This is a genomic window from Nocardiopsis sp. M1B1, assembly GCF_052466615.1.
The window spans coordinates 567,565-586,355 of the sequence record NZ_CP196194.1; the positions used below are offsets into that span (position 1 = coordinate 567,565).

General features: G+C 72.2%; 13 protein-coding genes and 2 tRNA genes. 12 read left to right on the forward strand and 3 right to left on the reverse strand.

Translation table 11 applies throughout. The annotated features are described in order from the left end of the window. The first annotated feature begins 442 nt into the window (after positions 1-442). Positions 443-2,143 (forward strand): recombinase family protein, encoded by a 1,701-nt coding sequence (locus tag ACSTA4_RS02560; protein WP_082768456.1) that lies wholly within the window; start codon positions 443-445, stop codon positions 2,141-2,143. Here the strand turns inward: ACSTA4_RS02560 and ACSTA4_RS02565 are convergent. Next, a tRNA-Leu gene (locus ACSTA4_RS02565) sits at positions 2,125-2,209 on the reverse strand. The genes ACSTA4_RS02560 and ACSTA4_RS02565 overlap by 19 nt on opposite strands. Before the next feature lie 144 nt (positions 2,210-2,353). Between ACSTA4_RS02565 and ACSTA4_RS02570 the strand changes: the two genes are divergently transcribed. From ACSTA4_RS02570 to ACSTA4_RS02610, 9 genes are all read left to right on the forward strand, one after another. Then, the gene (locus ACSTA4_RS02570) at positions 2,354-3,676 is read left to right on the forward strand and encodes a M20/M25/M40 family metallo-hydrolase (protein ID WP_444962298.1); all 1,323 of its coding nucleotides are present in this window, start codon (positions 2,354-2,356) and stop codon (positions 3,674-3,676) included. 223 nt (positions 3,677-3,899) lie between these two features. Beyond that, a complete protein-coding gene (locus tag ACSTA4_RS02575; protein WP_444964079.1) occupies positions 3,900-4,937 on the forward strand; it encodes a hypothetical protein in 1,038 nt (345 codons plus the stop codon). 164 nt (positions 4,938-5,101) lie between these two features. After that, positions 5,102-5,863 (forward strand): chaplin family protein, encoded by a 762-nt coding sequence (locus tag ACSTA4_RS02580; protein ID WP_444962299.1) that lies wholly within the window; start codon positions 5,102-5,104, stop codon positions 5,861-5,863. Between the two features lie 328 nt (positions 5,864-6,191). Continuing rightward, positions 6,192-7,520, forward strand: a complete 1,329-nt coding sequence (locus tag ACSTA4_RS02585; protein ID WP_444962300.1) for a hypothetical protein — start codon at positions 6,192-6,194, stop codon at positions 7,518-7,520. Between the two features lie 641 nt (positions 7,521-8,161). After that, positions 8,162-10,993, forward strand: coding sequence for a type I DNA topoisomerase (gene topA / locus ACSTA4_RS02590; protein WP_444962301.1), 2,832 nt, complete (start codon positions 8,162-8,164; stop codon positions 10,991-10,993). Positions 10,994-11,301: 308 nt separating this feature from the next. Further along, positions 11,302-13,425: a dTMP kinase gene (gene tmk, locus ACSTA4_RS02595; RefSeq protein ID WP_444962302.1), complete on the forward strand. Its 2,124-nt coding sequence runs from the start codon at positions 11,302-11,304 to the stop codon at positions 13,423-13,425. A gap of 209 nt (positions 13,426-13,634) precedes the next feature. Further along, positions 13,635-14,807: a DNA polymerase III subunit delta' gene (locus ACSTA4_RS02600; RefSeq protein WP_444962303.1), complete on the forward strand. Its 1,173-nt coding sequence runs from the start codon at positions 13,635-13,637 to the stop codon at positions 14,805-14,807. A gap of 233 nt (positions 14,808-15,040) precedes the next feature. Beyond that, a complete protein-coding gene (locus ACSTA4_RS02605; RefSeq protein WP_444962304.1) occupies positions 15,041-16,564 on the forward strand; it encodes an alpha/beta hydrolase in 1,524 nt (507 codons plus the stop codon). Positions 16,565-16,659: 95 nt separating this feature from the next. Next, positions 16,660-16,732, forward strand: a tRNA-Thr gene (locus ACSTA4_RS02610). 177 nt (positions 16,733-16,909) lie between these two features. On the opposite strand, the gene ACSTA4_RS02615 is transcribed toward ACSTA4_RS02610, so the two are convergent. Both ACSTA4_RS02615 and ACSTA4_RS02620 read right to left on the reverse strand, forming a co-directional pair. Beyond that, complete coding sequence (locus ACSTA4_RS02615) at positions 16,910-17,065, reverse strand: hypothetical protein (protein WP_026338560.1); 156 nt, start codon at positions 17,063-17,065, stop codon at positions 16,910-16,912. 72 nt (positions 17,066-17,137) lie between these two features. After that, positions 17,138-17,971 carry an exonuclease domain-containing protein gene (locus tag ACSTA4_RS02620; RefSeq protein WP_444962305.1) on the reverse strand — a complete coding sequence of 278 codons (834 nt, stop codon included), beginning with the start codon at positions 17,969-17,971 and terminating at the stop codon, positions 17,138-17,140. A 169-nt stretch (positions 17,972-18,140) separates the two neighbouring features. Here ACSTA4_RS02620 and ACSTA4_RS02625 point away from each other — a divergent pair, with 169 nt between their 5' ends. Both ACSTA4_RS02625 and ACSTA4_RS02630 read left to right on the forward strand, forming a co-directional pair. Then, positions 18,141-18,359 (forward strand): hypothetical protein, encoded by a 219-nt coding sequence (locus tag ACSTA4_RS02625; protein WP_019610471.1) that lies wholly within the window; start codon positions 18,141-18,143, stop codon positions 18,357-18,359. Between the two features lie 37 nt (positions 18,360-18,396). After that, positions 18,397-18,786 carry a hypothetical protein gene (locus ACSTA4_RS02630; RefSeq protein WP_212641723.1) on the forward strand — a complete coding sequence of 130 codons (390 nt, stop codon included), beginning with the start codon at positions 18,397-18,399 and terminating at the stop codon, positions 18,784-18,786. Positions 18,787-18,791 lie beyond the last annotated feature (5 nt).

The following is an 18,791-nucleotide window of genomic DNA, read 5'->3' on the forward strand; positions in this document are numbered from 1 at the left end:
GTACAGAGAGCGGCACGGAGGAGCGCGCGTCCTTCCCACACGATCCAGTGCCGGTCCTAGCGCGTGCCAGATGGTTGCTCCGCACAGTCCGCCGCTCTGGCGGCGAGGGTGCCGCGGCGGCAACGGCGGCATTGCCGGACGGCGGTCGGTACTGCCGTTTTTCAGGACCTTACCTCGGGGGGAGGTTTGTGTGTCTGAAGAGGTAGATAACCACTCTGACCAGCTGAAACACTGTGAAAACGGCGGCTCCGAGGCCTACCCTGATGGACACGACAGCCCTACCCGAGCAAGCGGGAACCCTCCGCGAGTGGTTCCGCCGGAGGAGCCGCCGGACTTCACCCCCGAAGCGGTCCGGGCGCTGCTGCGGATCATTCGCACAGCGTACGCACGGCGATCTGCCGAGGAGCCCGACCCCTCGTCCCCGGAGAGAAGGACCTGAGCCATGGCAGCAGCCCAACAGGTGGACTTCGCCTTCCTCGGGCGCGTGTCCACCGAAGACCAGCAGGATCCCGAATCCTCGCGCCACTGGCAGAGGATGCGCGCTGAGACGCTGATCGCCCCGCACGGGCGGATCGTGGCGGAGTACTTCGACATCGACCGTTCGCGTTCGATACCCCCGCAGCGCCGTCCGGAGGCCAGTCGCCTGTTGGACTCGCTACCGGATCCCGACCGAGGCTTCCAGGCCGTAGTGATCGGCGAACCGCAACGCGCCTTCTACGGCAGCCAGTTCACGATGACGTCACCAGTGTTCGAGCACTACGGCGTGCAGCTGTGGGTGCCCGAGATCGGTGGTCCCATCGATCCGGCCAACGAGGCCCACGAGCTGATCATGTCGATGTACGGCGGCATCTCCAAGGGCGAACGGACCCGCATCAAGACCCGGGTCCGCGCCGCCATGGCAGCCCAGACCCTGCTGGAAGGCCGCTATCTGGGCGGGCGTCCGCCGTACGGGTACATGCTCGTGGACGCGGGCCCGCATCCCAATCCGGCCAAGGCAGCTGACGGCAGGAGGCTGCACCGGCTGGCCCCGGATCCCCGGACGGCCTGGGTGGTGCGGAGGATCTTCGCCGAGTACCTGGGCGGCATGGGCATCTTCGCGATTGCCGAAGGGCTGACACGTGACGGCATCCCCTCGCCCTCGGCCCACGACCGGAAACGCAACCGGCACCGCTCCGGCATCGCCTGGTCCAAGGGTGCGGTACGGGCGATCCTGAGGAATCCCCGCTACACCGGCCACCAGGTGTGGGCCAAACAGCGTAAGGACGAAGTCCTCATCGACGTCAACGACGTCCAGCTCGGCCATCAGACCCTGCTGAGGTGGAACGAGGACGACGAGTGGGTGTGGTCCCGGGACCAGGTCCACGATCCGCTGATCACTCACGCGGACTTCACGCAGGCGAAGGCGCTGATGGGTTCGCGAGGGCGGAGCCCAGGTGGAGAGCACAAGACGCGCCGCACCCGCAACCCCTACCTGTTCCGGGGTGCTTTCGAGTGCTGCCTGTGCGACCGCAGGATGCAGGGGCAGTGGTCTCACGGGAAGGCGTACTACCGCTGCCGGTTTCCGGAGGAGTACGCGCTGGCCAACAGGGTCCATCACCCGCGCAACGTCTACCTGCGCGAGGCTGACGTGGTCCCGACACTGGACGCGTGGATCGCCGCCGAGTTCGCTCCAGGGAAGATCACGGCCACGGTGGACGCCCTCATGGGCGCGGACGAGGAGCGGGGCACCGGGGTGGCCCGCGAGATGGCGCGGCTTCGGGAGAGGCTGTCCGAGTGCGATCGCAAGCTGGCCCAGCACCGCGCCGTTCTGGAGGCCGGAGCCGATCCCGTGGAGGTCACGAAGTGGATGAAGGAGACCCAGGCCGAGAAGTCGGCCGCTGAGGCAGGACTGGCCCGTGTAGGCCGGTCACCGCAGAAGACCAACAAGGAAGACGTGATGAGGATGGTTCACGCGCTGGGTGACATCACCGCTGTACTCGGTAGCGCCGACCGGGAGGACAAGGCCGAGCTGTACCGGGGGCTGGGCCTGCGGATGCGCTACCACCCGGTGCAAAACAAAGTGCGGGCCGAGATTCGACTCGACCCGCACCGCGAGTTCAACTCTTCCCGTGGGGGAAGGGTTCGTGTCCGAGGGGGGACTTGAACCCCCACAGCCTTAACGGCCACTAGCACCTCAAGCTAGCGCGTCTACCTATTCCGCCACCCGGACCGGGTGTGCTCGGCGCTCCCGCGCCGGACACGTCAACCATAGCAAAGGTCGAACACCGCGCGAACCATGTTTTCCGCCGGTGGAAGACATGGCAGGGTCGGTGGAACAGTAGGGCGACAAGGTGCGGCTGGACGGGAGCGTCAGATGGCGGAGCCAGGCAGGGAACTGAGCGCGGCCGAGGTCGAGGTGGTCGACCTGTGCCGGGAGCTCATCGAGTTCGACACCTCCAACTACGGCGACCACTCGGGACCCGGGGAGCGCAAGGCGGCCGAGTACGTGGCGGCCAAGCTCGACGAGGTCGGGGTCGAGTCGAGGATCTACGAGAAGCACCCGGGGCGCAGCAACGTCGTGGCCCGGATCACGGGGGAGGACTCCAGTCGTCCCCCGCTGCTCATCCACGGCCACCTCGACGTCGTTCCGGCGGCCCCGGAGGACTGGACCCACCACCCCTTCGCGGGCGAGGTCGCCGACGACTGCGTGTGGGGCCGCGGCGCGGTCGACATGAAGGACATGAACGCGATGGTCCTGGCGATGCTGCGCCAGCGCCTGCGCGAGGGCCGCCGTCCCCCGCGCGACATCGTGCTGGCCTTCCTCGCCGACGAGGAGGCCGGGGGCACCTGGGGCGCCCAGTACCTGGTCGACGAGCACCCCGACCTGTTCGCCGACTGCGACTCGGCGATCAGCGAGGTCGGCGGCTTCTCGTTCACGGCCAAGGAGAACCGGCGCCTCTACCTCATCGAGACCGCCGAGAAGGGCATCGCCTGGATGAAGCTGACCGCGCGCGGCACCGCCGGGCACGGTTCGATGGTCAACACCGACAACGCCGTCACCGAACTGGCGGCGGCCGTCGCCCGGCTGGGCGAGCACCGGTTTCCCGTCCAGCTCACACCGACCGTGCGGACCTTCCTGGAGGAGATCTGCGAGGAGTTCGGCATCCCCTTCGACGAGCGGGACGTGGACGCCACGGTCGCCCGCCTGGGCCCCATCGCGCGCATGATCGGCGCCACCCTGCGCAACACCCTCAACCCCACGGTCCTGGGCGGCGGTTACAAGGCCAACGTCATCCCGGGCGAGGCCACCGCCCAGGTGGACGGCCGATTCCTGCCGGGCACCGAGGACGCGTACTTCGCCGAGATCGACCGGCTGCTGGGTCCCAAGGTCAGCCGCGAGTTCATCCACCACCTGCCCGCGGTGGAGACCTCCTTCGACGGCGGCCTGGTCAGCGCCATGTCGGAGTCGCTGCTGGCCGAGGACCCCGGAGCCAAGGCCGTCCCCTACTGCCTCTCCGGCGGGACGGACGCCAAGAGCTTCTCGCGCCTGGGGGTGCGCAACTACGGTTTCGCCCCCCTCCAGCTGCCCCCGGAGCTGGACTTCGCGGGCATGTTCCACGGGGTGGACGAGCGCGTCCCGATCGAGGGCCTCCGGTTCGGGGTCCGCGTCCTGGACCGTTTCGTCGGGTTGAGCTGACCCCGGGCGCTTTGCGCCGTCCCCTCAGCCGGACCGCGCCGAGAACTTTTTCGGCGCGGTTCGCCATTCGGCTTCCCGTCACCGAACGTGATGTTAGTGTTGCTGTGAGTTCGACGGTGCTCGGCTCCCCGCCCGCCTTCGCGGGCGCGGAACAGCACCGGCGTGTGACCGTGGCGGGACCACCGCACGGGACCGTCCAGTGGCAGCGAAACGGGGGGCATCCATGGTGCTCGCGGGCAAGGAGTGGCTGGTCTCCAGTCGCGCTGCCCGCATGGCACTGAGCCCCGCCCGGCTGCTGCTCCTGTCCGGCATCGTCGCCGTCGCATGGCTGGCCGGGGGGATCGGTGTCGCCCACGGCGAGACCGCCCCCGAGTCCGGTGGCCTGGTCGACCGCGTGCTGGAGGTCGGCGACGGGACCGGACGCGCCGGACAGGCCGCCGCCGAGGAGATCCGCGGCGCCCACCTCTCCGACGCCACGGCCCGCGCCGCTTCGGCCACGGAGTCGCTCACCGACACCGTGGTTCCCCAGACGGCCGCTCTTCCCGCCGAGACCCTGCACGGGACCGGCGTGACCGCGGCCCTGGAGCGGACCAGGACCGGATCCGCCGCCAACAGGGCGGTCGAGGACACCACCCGGGCCGTCGACGAGACCGCGCGCGGCGCGGGCGACCTCGTCGGGGGCATCGCCCGCAGGGGCCACGACATGGTGGAGTCCACCGACCGTTCGCTGCGTGACAGCAGCCTGGTGGGCACGGTCTCCGAGGGTCTGGCCGAGTCCACCCTGGCCGTGCAGGACCGGATCGGCGGCTCCGCGGGCACCGCGACGCCGCTCGGCCTGCCCGTCCTCGGCGGCGCCGACGAACTCTCCCCGACCGCTCCCGCGCCCAAGCGCTCCGCGTCCGATGAGGACGAGGGCTCCGGCGCGGAACGCGACGGGGAGCGCACCGGCGGGGTGACGGCCGTCCACGCTCCCGTGGACCCGTCCGTCTGGCACCGGGTCGCCGATGAGGGCGCCGACCGGGCGCCGGGCGGCGACGACCCCGGTGAGCGCATCCGCCTCATCGCGGGCGGCGGGTACCACCAGGCCGGAGCGGACGCCACCGGCGCCGCGTCTCCGTCCTTCCCCGCGCCCGGTGCCGCCGGGTTCCTGACGGCCCGGGCCGACCACCTGGCTCCCCGGGCCCAGCGGGTCGCCCTTCCCGGTGACCCCACCCTGGTTGTCCGCGACGCCGCGGACGACCCCTCCTTCGCTCCCGACTAGCCGCGTCCTCCACGACCGCGGCCGGTCCGTGCGCTCCTCTGCGCGCAGCCGCCTCGCCGAATCCGGCGGGCGTGCCTTCTCCCCGGCTTCCCCGGAGCACGAAGCTCTCCGTCCGCGGTCCACGAGCAGCTGGCCGATCTTTCTCGTTGACCAAAGGACACGCGATGACCTACGACACGCACGCCCGTATCGCCGCACTGGTGGCCGCGGGATTCTTCACCGCCGCCGGTGCCGGAGTGGCCTACGCCGACACCACCACCAGCGGAAACGGCTCCATCCTCGGCGGTAACCAGATCGTGGCCGACCTGGACGTCCCCATCAACGCCTGCGGTAACGCGATCGCCGTCCTCGGCGTCGCGGGCGCCCAGTGCACCGGCGGCGGTGCCGCGGTGCAGGACGACAGCTCCACCTGGACGCCCGAGAAGCCCGAGGGGCCCGAGACCCCCGACGAATCCGAGAAGCCGGAGACCCCGGAGGAGCCCGAGAACCCCGAGAAGCCGGAGACCCCCGAGAAGCCGGAGAAGCCGGGGAAGCCCGGTTACGGGGAGGAGCCCGGTGACGGCGGCCACGACGGCGGGGGCCACGACGGCGGGGGCCACGACGGTGGCGGTCACGACGGTGGGGGCCACGACGGCGGTCACGACGACGGCTACGGCGGCGGCGACCACGGTGGTGGTGGCGGTGGCCACGACGGCGGCAACGGCGGCGGTGGCGGCGACCACGGCGGCGGTGACAACGGCGGTGGCGGCGGCACGCCCGAGGAGCCCGTCTCCCCGCCCGCCGTGGACCAGGAGCCCCCGGCCCCTGAGCTCGCCAAGACCGGCACCGACGGCAGCGCCCTGAGCGGTCTGCTCGCGAGCGCCGCCGCCGCGATCGCCGCGGGCGCCGGACTGCTCCTGTTCGGCAGGCGCCGCGCCCGCGCCTGACCCCGGCCTCCCGGGCCGTTCGCGGCCCGGGGGCTGACGCGAGTCCCGTAGCACCGGCCAAGGCCATGTGCGCGGGGTTCACGTCAGCCGCCGCCCTCCGGGGCGGGGCTGATGGACGGGGTGCGCGCGTTCCGCCGCAACCAGCGGAGCGGGACCGCGGCGCACTCTCCCAGCACCGGTAGCACGCACCTCCCAGGTGTGAGGCGGACCGGAAGGAAACCCCGGCCTTGGCCGAAGGCCCGCACCCCACCCAGGGGCGTGGAACGGCCTGTGGCCCGAGCACACACCTTCTCATCGACTCATCGACATGCTTGAAAGGACCTCCCACATGCGTAAGTGGGTCAGCACATCCGCGAAGTCGGTGCTCCTGACAGCGGGCTTCGTCGCGCTGGGCAGCGGAGTGGCCTTCGCGGACAGCCAGGCCGTCACGAGCGGCAACGGCTCCCTGCTGGGCGGCAACCAGGCGGTCGTGAACGGGGACGTCCCCGTGAACGTCTCCGGCAACGCGATCAGCGCCGTGCTGGGCACGGCCGGCGCCAGCAGCACCGACACCGGCGCGGCCGTGGTCGACCACCAGCACGGCCCCGACGCGGCCACGTCGGGCAACGGCTCCGCGGTCGGCGGCAACCAGCTGGTCGTGGACGGCGAGATCCCCGTGAACGTCTCGGGCAACGCCATCGCCGCCGTGGCCGGGATCGCGGGCGCCAGCACGACCGACACGGGCGCCGCGGTGGTCGAGCACCAGCACGGCCACCGTCACCACCACGGCCCCGACGCCGCGACCTCCGGCAACGGCTCGCTGCTGGGCGGCAACCAGGCCGTGGTCGACTTGGACGTGCCGGTCAACGTCGCGGGCAACGCCATCAGCGCGGTCGGCGGCGTGGCCGGTGCCGCGGCCACCGACACCGGCGCCCTGGTGCACGACGGACACGGCCACGGGCACCGCGAGCACCACTCCGCGCCCGCCGAGTACACCGCCATGGACCTGGTGAACGAGGCCGCGAGGAACGCCACCATCCTGCCGCTGCCGGACACCTCCGGCGTGGACACGGGCGTGCTGCGCCAGTCGGCGCCCCGTGAGCACCAGTCGGCCCCGCGCGAGCACCAGTCCATCGCGACCTCCGGCAACGGCTCGCTGGTGGGCGGCAACCAGGCCGTGGTCGACCTGGACGTGCCGGTCAACGTCGCGGGCAACGCCATCGGCGCGGTCGGCGGCGTGGCGGGCGCGGCCTCCACCGACACCGGGGCCCTGGTGCTGGAGGAGGAAGAGGAGGTCGTGACCTCGGGCAACGGCTCCGCGGTCGGCGGCAACCAGCTGGTCGCGGACGGCGAGGTCCCGGTCAACGTCTCCGGCAACGCCGTCGCGGCGGTCGCGAGCCTGGCCGGTGCCAGCAGCACCGACGACGGGGCCGCGGTCGTGCACCAGAGCGCCTCCGAGGCCCCCTCCAGCGCCCTGGGCTCCCTGCCCCTGGTGGAGGAGCTGCCCGAGGTCCCGGTCTCGGAGATGCTGCCCGTCGAGTACGAGGTGAGCGAGACCACCCGTCAGGCCGTGGAGCAGCACGCTCCCGAGCACGCCGACCAGCTGCCCGAGTCCGCCCCCGTGGGTGTGGCCGACCCGGTCAACGAGCTGCTCGGCGCCGCGGGCGTGGGCCTGTAACGACAGAACAGGGGATCGCGCCCGCGACCGCGCGGGCCCGAGGGAGCACGGCGTCCCGTTCCGTGAGGAACGCGGTGGACTGCGGGGTGCCGTATCCCACAGGGCGGCGTCGGACACGGAGCGCGATCCCGGACCGGCACAACGCGTGCCGTACGCGTCGACGGGCCACGACGACCCGCCTCCGCACTCCCGTTCCGTGAGGAACGCGGTGGACTGCGGGAGCGCGGAGGAGCTGGCCGTCAGCCCGTGACGCGAGCCGAGTCCTCCCGGGAATATCCGGGAGGACTCGCCGCATTCTGGGGAAAGCAGGCACTCGGCCACCACCAAGTGTGACAGAAGTCACTCGCGGGGGCCGTTATGGGTGCTCGTCAGAGGCGGTGCTGGCCAACCGGCCCACGTTGCCGGGGCGGCTCACGTACGCTACGGACCGGTACCGGTTCGGGAAGCGCTTATTCTGCGGGTGCCGGTGGGCGTGGACCGGGTGTCCACCCAGAGCGACGGGGCCCTCACCCGCGGAGGGCGCAGTCCCTTCCGCCCACCGACGGGGGGAGCGCCTGGAGTTTCGGTTACTGTCGGTTCCCAGGGGCTTCCGACAGACCGCGGCCGGAAAGATCACGTAGGGCTAGACGTAGGGGAAGAGCGTGCCACCCACGAAGGGCAGCGCCGGCAAGAACGGCTCGAAGGACAGCGGACGACAGGGGGCGGGCACCGCCCTCGTCATCGTCGAGTCACCGGCCAAGGCGAAGACCATCGCCGGTTATCTGGGGCGCGGCTACGTCGTGGAGTCCAGCATCGGCCACATCCGCGACATGCCCAACAAGGCCGCCGAGATCCCCGCCAAGTACAAGGGGCAGGCGTGGGCCCGGCTCGGGGTGGACGTCGACGGCGACTTCGAGCCGCTCTACGTGGTCAACACCGACAAGAAGGCGCACGTCAAGAAGCTCAAGGAGCTCATGGCCGACGCCGACGAACTCCTCCTCGCCACGGATGAGGACCGCGAGGGCGAGGCGATCGCCTGGCACCTGCTGGAGGAGCTCAAGCCCCGCATCCCCGTCCGCCGCATGGTGTTCAACGAGATCACCAAGGACGCCATCCAGCGGGCGGCCCTCAACACCCGCGACCTGAACACCCGCCTGGTCAACGCACAGGAGACCCGGCGCATCCTGGACCGCCTCTACGGCTACGAGGTCTCCCCCGTGCTGTGGAAGAAGGTCATGCCCAAGCTCTCGGCGGGCCGCGTGCAGTCCGTGGCCACCCGCCTGGTGGTCGAGCGCGAGCGCGAGCGCATGGCGTTCACCTCCGCCGAGTACTGGGACCTCAAGGCCCTCTTCGACGCCACCGAGGCCGGTGTCGCCGAAGGCCCCGCCACCTTCCCCGCCGCCCTCGTCTCCGTGGACGGCGCCCGCGTCGCCGCGGGCCGCGACTTCACCCCGCAGGGCACGCTGCGCTCGGACCGCCCCGTCCGCCAGCTGGACGAGGCGGCGGCGCGCGGCCTCGCCGAGCGGCTGAGCGGCGCCGGGTTCTCGGTCTCCTCGGTGGAGCGCAAGCCCTACCGCCGCTCGCCCTACGCGCCGTTCCGCACCACCACCCTCCAGCAGGAGGCCTCCCGCAAGCTCGGTCTGTCGGCCAAGCAGACCATGCAGGTCGCCCAGCGGCTGTACGAGAACGGCTACATCACCTACATGCGTACCGACAGCACCACGCTGTCGGACAGCGCGGTCAAGGCCGCCCGCTCCCAGGTGCGCAGCCTCTACGGCGGCGACTACCTGCCCGACAAGCCGCGCGTGTACGCCAAGAAGGTCAAGAACGCCCAGGAGGCGCACGAGGCGATCCGCCCGTCCGGCGACACCTTCCGCACGCCCGCCCAGACCGGCCTGTCCGGCCCCGAGTTCCGGCTCTACGAGCTGGTCTGGAAGCGCACCGTCGCCTCCCAGATGAAGGACGCGGTCGGCGAGTCCGTCACCGTGCGCATCGAGGGCACCTCCTCCGACGGCGAGGTCGCCGAGTTCAGCGCGACCGGCAAGGTCATCACCTTCCACGGGTTCCTCAAGGCCTACGTGGAGGGCTCGGACGACCCGGCCGCCGACCTGGACGACCGCGAGCGCCGCCTGCCCGCGATGTCGGAGGGCGACCCGCTCAAGGCCCAGAACCTGGAGGCCGAGGGGCACAGCACCCGGCCGCCCGCGCGCTACACCGAGGCCACGCTGGTCAAGGAGCTGGAGGAGCGCGAGATCGGCCGCCCCTCCACCTACGCCTCGATCATCGGCACCATCCTGGACCGCGGCTACGTGTTCAAGAAGGGCACGGCCCTGGTGCCGTCCTTCCTGGCCTTCGCCGTGGTGCAGCTGCTGGAGCGCCACTTCGGCAACCTGGTGGACTACGAGTTCACCGCGCGCCTGGAGGACGTGCTCGACGACATCGCCCGGGGAGAGGCCGAGAGCCTGCCGTGGCTGCGCCGCTTCTACTTCGGCGGCGAGGACACCGAGGGCCAGCGTGAGACCGGGCTCAAGGAGCTGGTCAACGACAACCTCTCCGACATCGACCCCAAGGAGATCAGCTCCCTGCCGCTGCCCGGCACCGACATCGTGCTGAGGGTGGGGCGCTACGGCCCCTACCTGGACCGGGACGGCGTGCGGGTGAACGTGCCCGAGGACCTGGCGCCGGACGAGCTGACCGTCGACAAGGCCGAGGAGCTGTTCGCCCAGCCCAGCGGCGACCGGGAGCTGGGTACCGACCCCGAGACCGGCCGCGTCGTCGTGGCCAAGACCGGGCGGTTCGGCCCCTACGTCACCGAGGTGATCGAGGAGCCGCAGGAGGCCGAGGAGGGCAAGGCCAAGACCAGGGCCAAGGCCAAGGTCAAGCCGCGCACCAGCTCGCTGCTCAAGTCGATGAGCCTGGACACCGTCACCCTGGAGGACGCGCTGCGCCTGCTGTCGCTGCCGCGCGTGGTCGGCCAGATCGACGGCGAGGACGTCACCGCGCAGAACGGCCGGTTCGGCCCCTACATCAAGAAGGGCACCGACAGCCGCTCCCTGGAGACCGAGGAGCAGATGTTCACGGTCACCCTGGAGCAGGCCGCGGCGCTGTTCGCCCAGCCCAAGCAGCGCGGCCGCCGCGCCGCCGCCCCGCCGCTGCGCGAGCTGGGCGAGGACCCGGCCTCGGGCGCCAAGATGGTGATCAAGGACGGCCGGTTCGGCCCCTACGTCACCGACGGGGAGGTCAACGCCTCCCTGCGCAAGGGCGACGAGGTGGAGTCGATCACCGACCAGCGGGCCGCCGAGCTGCTGGCCGAGCGCCGCGCCAAGGCGCCCGCCAAGAAGCCCGCCGCGAAGAAGGCGCCCGCGAAGAAGACCGGCACGGCGGCCAAGAAGACGGGCACGGCGACGAAGAAGGCGTCCACCTCCACGACGTCCGCCGGGAAGTCCCCGGCCAGGAGGAGCGGCTCCTCCGACTCCGCCGCCCCAGAGGAATAAGCACGTGGAATAAGCGCGGAGAACGAGGCGCGGGGCGCGGCGGAGCGGCCGGGATTCGTCTCCCGGGCCCCGGCACGCGTAGGCTCACCCGGACACCCCCCGACGGGGGTGGCCGGGTGGGCGGTCTCCCGCGTGTTCACCCCGGGTGGGCGCACCCTCACCCCTGTGCGGGAGCAGTCTTCCGTACTACGCTTGGCAGGACTCACGGGGGCACGGAAACGTGCGCGGTCCCCAGAGCTATCCAACGTTTCTGAGGCGGGTCCGTGACCCGCCGTTCCCTCTCCCCCTCACCGATAATCTTGAGCGCTATGAGCAGATCTGCACCCCTGGGAGCGCCGGCCGAGGCGCGCAACGTTCTTGCGATCACACCCTTCCGAAGGCTGTGGATCTCTCTCTCCCTCTCCAGCCTGGGCGACTGGCTCAGCCTGCTGGCACTGGTGTCCCTGGCGACCGTCTTCACCGCCGACGGATCCCAGCTCGTCCAGTACCTGACCGTCAGCGGCGTCGTGGCGATCAAGCTCGTCCCGTCGATCCTGTTCAGCCCGCTGGTCGGGGCGGTCGCCGACCGCCTCGACCGCAGGTGGACGATGGTGGTCGGCGACGTCCTGCGCGGCGTGCTGTACGTCTCCATCCCCGTCGTGGGCCTCCTCTTCCCGGGCTTCGCCCTGGAGTGGCTGCTCATCGCCACCCTCCTGGCCGAGGTCGTCGCCCTGTTCTGGACCCCGGCCAAGGACGCCACGGTCCCCAACCTGGTGCCCCGCAAGCTGCTGGGGCAGGCCAACCGGCTGAGCCTGCTCACCGCCTACGGCACCGCGCCCGTCGCGGCGCTGCTGTTCGCCGCGCTCGCCTCGGTCAGCAACGTGCTCGGCGCGCTGCTGCCCTCCATGGCCAGCCCCGAGGCCGACGTCGCCCTCTACCTCAACGGCCTCACCTTCGTCGTCGCGGCGGTCGTCGTCGCCGGGCTGCCGATCCCCAAGCACAAGCCCTCCAAGGACGCGGAGAGCGACACCCGCGACAGCGGCATCCTGCGCGCGCTGGGGACCGGCCGACGCCACGCGGGCGGCACTCCCCGCGTGCGCGGCCTGGTTCCGGGCATGCTCTGCGTCATCGCCGCCGGGGGCGTGGTCATCGGTGTCGGCCGCGTGCACGTCGAGGGCCTGGACGCGGGCAACGCCGGGTTCGGCGTGGTCTTCGCCGCGGTCTTCGCGGGCACGGCCCTGGGCATGGTCGCCGGGCCGCGCGTCCTCAAGCAGTTCAGCCGCAGTCGGCTGTTCGGCCTGAGCATCGCCCTCGCCGGGCTGGCCCTGCTGTTCGCCGGGGCCGTCGCCGACATGGTGCTCACCGCCGTGCTCACCGCGCTGCTCGGCGTGGGCGCGGGTATCGCCTGCGTGATCGGCCTGGCGGTGTTTGACCGCGAGGTGGAGGACGAGCACCGGGGCTCCGCCTTCGCCTTCCTGCACGGCGCCGCCCGCGTCACCCTGGTCGGCGCCGCCGTGCTCGCCCCGCTGGTCGCCGGGCTCATCGGCAGTTACCGGATCCCGGTCGGCCCGCTGAGCTACGACCTGCGCGGCAGCGGCCTCGTCCTCATGCTCTCCGGCCTGGCCGTCCTGGTCGTGGCGCTGGTCTGCTACCGGCGGATGAACCGCCGGGACGACCCCGAGGCCGGTCCCGGCCTGCTCCCGGAGCTGTTCGCGGCGCTGCGCGGCGTCGCGATCGCGCCGGAGGAGGACGAGGAGTCCAAGCCCGCGGGCGCGTTCATCGTCGTCGAGGGCGGCGAGGGCGCGGGCAAGTCCACCCAGGTGCGCGAGCTGACGGTGTGGCTGCGCGACCAGGGCTTCGAGGTGGTCGGCACCCGCCAGCCGGGCGCGACCAAGCTCGGCATGCGCCTGCGCGGCCTGCTCTTGGACCGGGAGAACTCGCACATCACCCCGCGCGCCGAGGTGCTGCTCTACGCGGCCGACAAGGCCGACCACGTCCAGCAGGAGATCCTGCCCGCCCTGCGGCGCGGCGCGGTCGTCATCAGCGACCGCTACGTGGACTCCCTGCTGGCCTACCAGGGCTCGGGGCGCGACCTGTCCTCGGACGAGATCCGCCGGATCAGCGACTGGGCCACGCAGGACCTGGTCCCGGACCTGACGGTGCTGCTCGACGTGCGGCCCGAGGACGGCCTGTCCCGCCTGGGCGGCCCGGCCGACCGCATCGAGGGCGAGCCGGCGGAGTTCCACGACCGGGTCCGCCGGGGCTTCCTGGAGCTGGCCCGGGCCGCGCCCGAGCGCTACCTGGTGCTCGACGCCCGCGAGCCGCAGGACAGGATCACCCGCGAGATCCAGCGCCGGGTGCGCTCCCTGCTGCCCGACCCGGTCCCGAGCAGCTCCGAGGCCGTCACCGGCATGATCCCGGTGATCAGGAACGACGAGGTCGGACAGGGCTGAGGCCGAGGCGGCCGGGCCGTCCGACGTACCGAGGGCTCCCTGCCCCCGTCCGGGGGAGGGGGCCCTCGTCCGTGTCCGGGCGGGCCCCGCCCGGGTGAGGTGGAGCGTTCCCGGCGCTCCGACGGGGGAGATCGGCCTGTGGACAACGGTCCGGACGTCGGCGCCGACTCCTATCCTGAAGACCGAAGCACCAGCGGTGGGAGGGAAGCATGACGGTCTTCGACGACCTCATCGGCCAGCGGTCCACGGTGGGCCAGCTCCAGCGGGCCGTCGCCGGGGCCGCCGACCTCGTCTCCGGCGGACGGGGCACGGGGATGACCCACGCCTGGCTGTTCACCGGGCCGCCCGGTTCGGGCCGGTCGGAGGCCGCCCGGGCCTTCGCCGCCGCCCTCCAGTGCCCGGACGGCGGCTGCGGGCACTGCGGCTCCTGCCACCAGACCCTCGCCGGGACCCACCCCGACGTGCTGTACGTGCGGCCCAGCGGGCTGAGCTTCGGTGTGGCCGCCACCCGCGACCTCGTGCTGCGCGCGGGCTCCAAGCCCTCCGGCGGGCGGTTCCGGATCGTGCTGTTCGAGGACGCCGACCGCGCCACCGAGGCCGCCTCCAACGCCCTGCTCAAGGCGGTGGAGGAGCCCTCGCCGCGTACCGTGTGGCTGCTGTGCACCCCCACCCCCGACGACCTGCTCGTCACCATCCGCTCGCGCTGCCGCATGGTCACCCTGGCCACGCCCGGCACCCCGGAGCTGGTGGACGCCCTCGTCCAGCGCGACGGGATCGACGCCGAGACCGCCCGGGCCGCGGCGGTCGCCGCCTCCGGGCGGATCGACCGGGCCCGGCAGCTGGCCACCGACCCCGAGGCGCGCAGACGCCGGGAGGAGGTGCTGTCCATCCCCGCCCGGCTCGACGGGCTCGGCGCGTGCGTCACCTCCGCCGCCCGGCTCTACGAGATCGCCGAGGAGGAGTCCAAGGCCCTCACCACGGCGCTCGACGAGAAGGAGAGGGAGGAGCTGCGGGCCGCGTTCGGCGAGGGCTCCACGGGCAAGGGCGTGGCCAAGGCGATGCGCGGCTCCGCGGGCGCGATGAAGGATCTGGAGGAGCGGCAGAAGCGCCGCGCCACCCGCATCAAGCGCGACTCCTACGACCGCGCCCTGCTCGACCTGGTCGCGTTCTACCGGGACGCGCTCACCCTCCAGCTGGGCGCGAGGGTGGAGCTGTCCACGGCCGAGCGCTCCGGCGACCTGGAGCGCGTCGCCCGCTCCAGCACACCGGAGTCCACGCTGCGCAGGATCGACGCCATCATGGAGTGCCGCGAGCGCATCGCCGCGAACGTGCACCCCCAGATCGCCATGGAGGCCATGACCTCCGCCCTCCTGGCCGGATAGGCGACCGCCCCGCGGGCGCGGGAGACGGTCGCGGCCGCACCCGGGCGGCGGCCCCGCACCGGGGCGGGGAGCGGACGGGACACCGCCCCGCGGGGGGAGAAACGCGAGTTCGACCGGTGCGGGCAGCGCCGGTCGTGGAGAATGTATCGGCGCCGACGACACGTCGGTCGCGGACGGACGTGACGAGAGGGCGGGCACCGTTGGCGACGAGGGTTCGGGGACCGTGGGCGGCCGTGCTCGCCGGGTCCGTGCTGCTGGCGACGGCGTGCACGGCGCAGGGCGACCAGCAGAGGGAGGGAAGCGCCGCGCCCGGGTCCTCCGGGGACCTGGCGGCCTTCGCCGACCAGGAGCTGGCCTGGGGCGAGTGCGAGAGCGGAGCGCCCGGCACCGAGTGCGCCACCTACGAGGTTCCCCTCGACTACGAGGACCCGGACGGCGAGCGCATCGAGATCGCGGTCAAGCGCCTCCCCTCCGAGGGCGGTGACGTCCTCGGCTCCCTGCTCGTCAACCCCGGCGGGCCCGGCGGCTCCGGGTACGACCTCGTGGACCACGCTCCCTCCACGGTCAGCGACGCGGTGCGCGAGAGGTTCGACGTGGTCGGGTTCGACCCGCGCGGCGTCGGCCGCAGCTCACCGCTGACCTGCCTGGACGCCGAGGGGCTCGACGAGTTCCTCGGCGGGGTGGACAGCGTCGAGGGCGACGGCGACATGTCCGAGGTCTCCGAGGCCGAACTGGCGGAGCTGGTGGAGGACAGCCGCGGGTTCGTGGAGGCCTGCCAGGCCAACCACCCCGAGCTGATGAGGCACGTGGGCACCGCCGACGTCGCCCGCGACATGGACCTGTTGCGCGCCCTGCTCGGCGACGAGCAGCTCACCTACCTGGGGTTCTCCTACGGCACCAGCATCGGCGCCCACTACGCCGAGCAGTTCCCCGACCGCGTCCGCGCCCTGGTGCTCGACGGCGCCGTGGACCCCAGCCAGGAGCAACTCGACATCGGTGTGCAGCAGGCGACCGGTTTCGAGACCGCCCTGCGGGCCTTCGTGGAGGACTGCCTGAGCCGGTCGGACTGCCCGCTCGGCGGCCCCGGCGACAGCGTGGACGACGGCATCGGGGAGCTGACCGCCTTCCTGGCCGACACCGCCGAGAACCCCCTGGCCAACAGCATGGACGACCGCGAGGTCAACCGCGCCCGCGCCGAGCTGGGCGTGCTCGCCGCCCTGTATACCGAGGCTTACTGGCCCAACGTGCGTGAGGGCCTCACCGCCGCGATGGAGGGCGACGGCACCCTCCTGCTCCAGCTCGGCGACGACCTCTACAGCCGCAGTGACACGGACGTCTACGTTAACTCCACGGCCGCGCTCATCGCGGTGAACTGCTCCGACTCGCCCAGCCCGCGCGACGTGGAGGCCTACGCCGAGGCCGCGGCCCAGGCCGGTGAGGAGTCACCGCTCTTCGGCCCCGGCCTGGCGTGGGGCGCCCTGCCCTGCGCGTACTGGCCCGAAGAGGCGGTGGCCCCACTCACCGAGCTGGATGGTGAGGGCGCCGACCCCGTCATGGTGCTGGGCACCACCCGGGACTCGGCCACCCCCTACGCATGGTCCGAGGCGCTCGCCGAGCAGCTCGACTCGGGTTTCCTGGTGACCCGCGACGGCGACGGCCACACCGGTTACCGCAAGGGCGACCAGTGCATCGACGGGATCGTGGACGCCTACCTGGTCGACCTCACCGTGCCCGAGGACGGCATGGCCTGCGCCTGAGACCGGCGGCCGGGCGAGCCGGCCGCCGTGTCCCCGGCACTCCTCCGAGGGGCTAGAATGGTGACCGCATCGCCGCGTGGGACACGCGGCGGCGCGCCGCCTTAGCTCAGTCGGCAGAGCGATTCACTCGTAATGAATAGGTCGTCGGTTCGATTCCGACAGGCGGCTCAGCCGAAACGCCACCCCGGTCCGGGGTGGCGTTTCGCGTTTGATGGCCAAAAAGGGGGCCAGTGGCCTGTTCAGCGAACGGGCTGCCCATGGCGTCGGCCCCTCCACGATCGCCCGGGCGGGCCCGGGGCCTCCCGCGGGCCGCGCGCCGTCGTCCGGCCCGGGCCCGCGCGGCCCTCAGACGCGCTGCCGGTTCTGGAACCAGCCCCACACCGCGGTGGCCACGAACAGGACGGCGCCGATGACGGCGAGCCAGAGCAGGCCCTTGATGACCATGCCCAGGATGGCGAGGATGAGCCATACCGCCAGCAGCACCAGGATGAAGTAGACCATGTCGTCCCCCAAGATCGCGTCGCTTGGGGACCTACCCGCTTCCGCGCCCGACCGCACACGCGGACCGGCCCGTCAGGGCCAGGTGCCGTCCACCACGGTTCCGTGGCCGGGTTTGCTGCGGTCCAGCCACTCCTGGCGGTTGCGGGCGAAGGCCAGGGACCAGTCGACCTGGCGCTGGTGCAGCTCGGCCAGGCTGACGGCGGCGAGTTCGGGGTGCCTGGCGCCGATCTCCTCGGCCAGGGTCAGCGCCGCCGAGGCGTCGGCGGTCGCGGTGTGGGCGTCGGTGAGCTCAACGCCGTAGTACTCGCACATGGCGCCCAGGTTGCGCTTGCCCCTGCGGTAGGGCTCCACGCCCCGGTCGATCACCAGCGGGTCCACCACGGGCGCCGGGGGGCCGCTCAGGCGTTCGGCGAGGGTCGTCAGCCCGTGCCGCCGCATCTCCCCGGAGAGCACCCGCAGGTCGTAGGGGGCGTTGAAGACCACCAGTCCCTGACCGGAGGAGAGCTGGTCGGCCAGGGCCTGGCCGATCTCCTCCAGGCACTCCCCGGCGGGACGGCCCTCGGCCCGGGCCCGCTCCGTGCTGATGCCGTGGATGGCGACGGCGTCCGCCGGGATCTCGCGGGGGCCCGGGTCCACCAGCCAGGTGCGGGCCTTGCCCTCGCGGTCCACCAGCGCGGCCGAGACGAGGAAGGCCGTGTCGGGGTCGCGGGAGGAGGTCTCGGTGTCGAACCCCAGCAGGGGAGTGGTGTGCCAGCCGGGGTGGCCGCCCCGGACGGGAGGGGTGGGGCGCGGCTCGTGCTCCGCGCAGTAGGTGCGCCACCGGCCGTCCTCCTTGACGACGACACCCTCACCGGCGCCGACGGAGGACTGGCAGTCGGTGCATGTCCCGGGATAGCGGTTGCGCATGGGATCCTCTCGGCCGGATGGTCGTCACCGCCGTGAACAGCGGCGATTCGGGAACATCGTAGAACGGCGCGGGGACAGTCCGCCCGGGAAGCGTGCCGCGCGCACTACGGCTGGAGACGCCTGGGGCCCTTGATGTGCAAGTGCCGACTTCTGGGGAAGGAAGAGGGACATGAGTCTGGAAGAGGCATCACGTCAACTCGAAGCAGCCATCCACGACGCCCGCGTCTCCTTCGACTGCATCCTCCTGGAGGAGCTGGACCGGGCGCACACGAACGCCATCACCGCGCGTGCCGCCGTGGACGCCGCGGAGCAGGCCATCCGCGTGGAGATGGAGAGACGCGAGTCCGCCGAGGGCGGGGCGCCCGGATCCTCCGGGACCGTGGACTGACCCCTGGCCGCATCGAACAGGTTTTCGAACAGCGGGTATGATCGGAGGCATGCCCGATCAGTCGCTGACGCCGGACTGGCCCGCGAGCGTCCACCCGCCCGGGGCGGACTCCTTCGAGCAGACGGCCCTGGTGTGGCTGTTCGACCACGTGCCCGCCGACTACCGGTTGCACGGCGTCCTGCGGCGCCATCCGGTCGCCCTTTCCCGGCTGGCCCACCAGTACGTCTCCTCGGCGCTGGAGGCCGCCCGGGAGGGCTACCGGACCGCCCGGGTCGACCTGCGCGACCACATGCCGCCGCACGCCCTCGACCAGGTCATGAACGCCTACCTCGCGGAGGGACAGCGCATGGCCGCCGTCCTCAGGTCGGTCGAGGCGGTCGACGCCGCCCTGCGCGCGGCGGCGGCCGAACGGGGCGGCGATGAGTGAGGTCG

Bases quoted from the DNA above. Each gene is read 5' to 3' on its own strand.
- ACSTA4_RS02560 (WP_082768456.1), top strand. From the start codon at position 443: ATGGCAGCAGCCCAACAGGTGGACTTCGCCTTCCTCGGGCGCGTGTCC.
- ACSTA4_RS02630 (WP_212641723.1), top strand. From the start codon at position 18,397: ATGATCGGAGGCATGCCCGATCAGTCGCTGACGCCGGACTGGCCCGCG.
- ACSTA4_RS02575 (WP_444964079.1), top strand. From the start codon at position 3,900: ATGGTGCTCGCGGGCAAGGAGTGGCTGGTCTCCAGTCGCGCTGCCCGC.
- ACSTA4_RS02625 (WP_019610471.1), top strand. From the start codon at position 18,141: ATGAGTCTGGAAGAGGCATCACGTCAACTCGAAGCAGCCATCCACGAC.
- ACSTA4_RS02570 (WP_444962298.1), top strand. From the start codon at position 2,354: ATGGCGGAGCCAGGCAGGGAACTGAGCGCGGCCGAGGTCGAGGTGGTC.
- ACSTA4_RS02600 (WP_444962303.1), top strand. From the start codon at position 13,635: ATGACGGTCTTCGACGACCTCATCGGCCAGCGGTCCACGGTGGGCCAG.
- tmk (WP_444962302.1), top strand. From the start codon at position 11,302: ATGAGCAGATCTGCACCCCTGGGAGCGCCGGCCGAGGCGCGCAACGTT.
- ACSTA4_RS02580 (WP_444962299.1), top strand. From the start codon at position 5,102: ATGACCTACGACACGCACGCCCGTATCGCCGCACTGGTGGCCGCGGGA.
- ACSTA4_RS02620 (WP_444962305.1), bottom strand. From the start codon at position 17,971: ATGCGCAACCGCTATCCCGGGACATGCACCGACTGCCAGTCCTCCGTC.
- ACSTA4_RS02585 (WP_444962300.1), top strand. From the start codon at position 6,192: ATGCGTAAGTGGGTCAGCACATCCGCGAAGTCGGTGCTCCTGACAGCG.
- ACSTA4_RS02615 (WP_026338560.1), bottom strand. From the start codon at position 17,065: ATGGTCTACTTCATCCTGGTGCTGCTGGCGGTATGGCTCATCCTCGCC.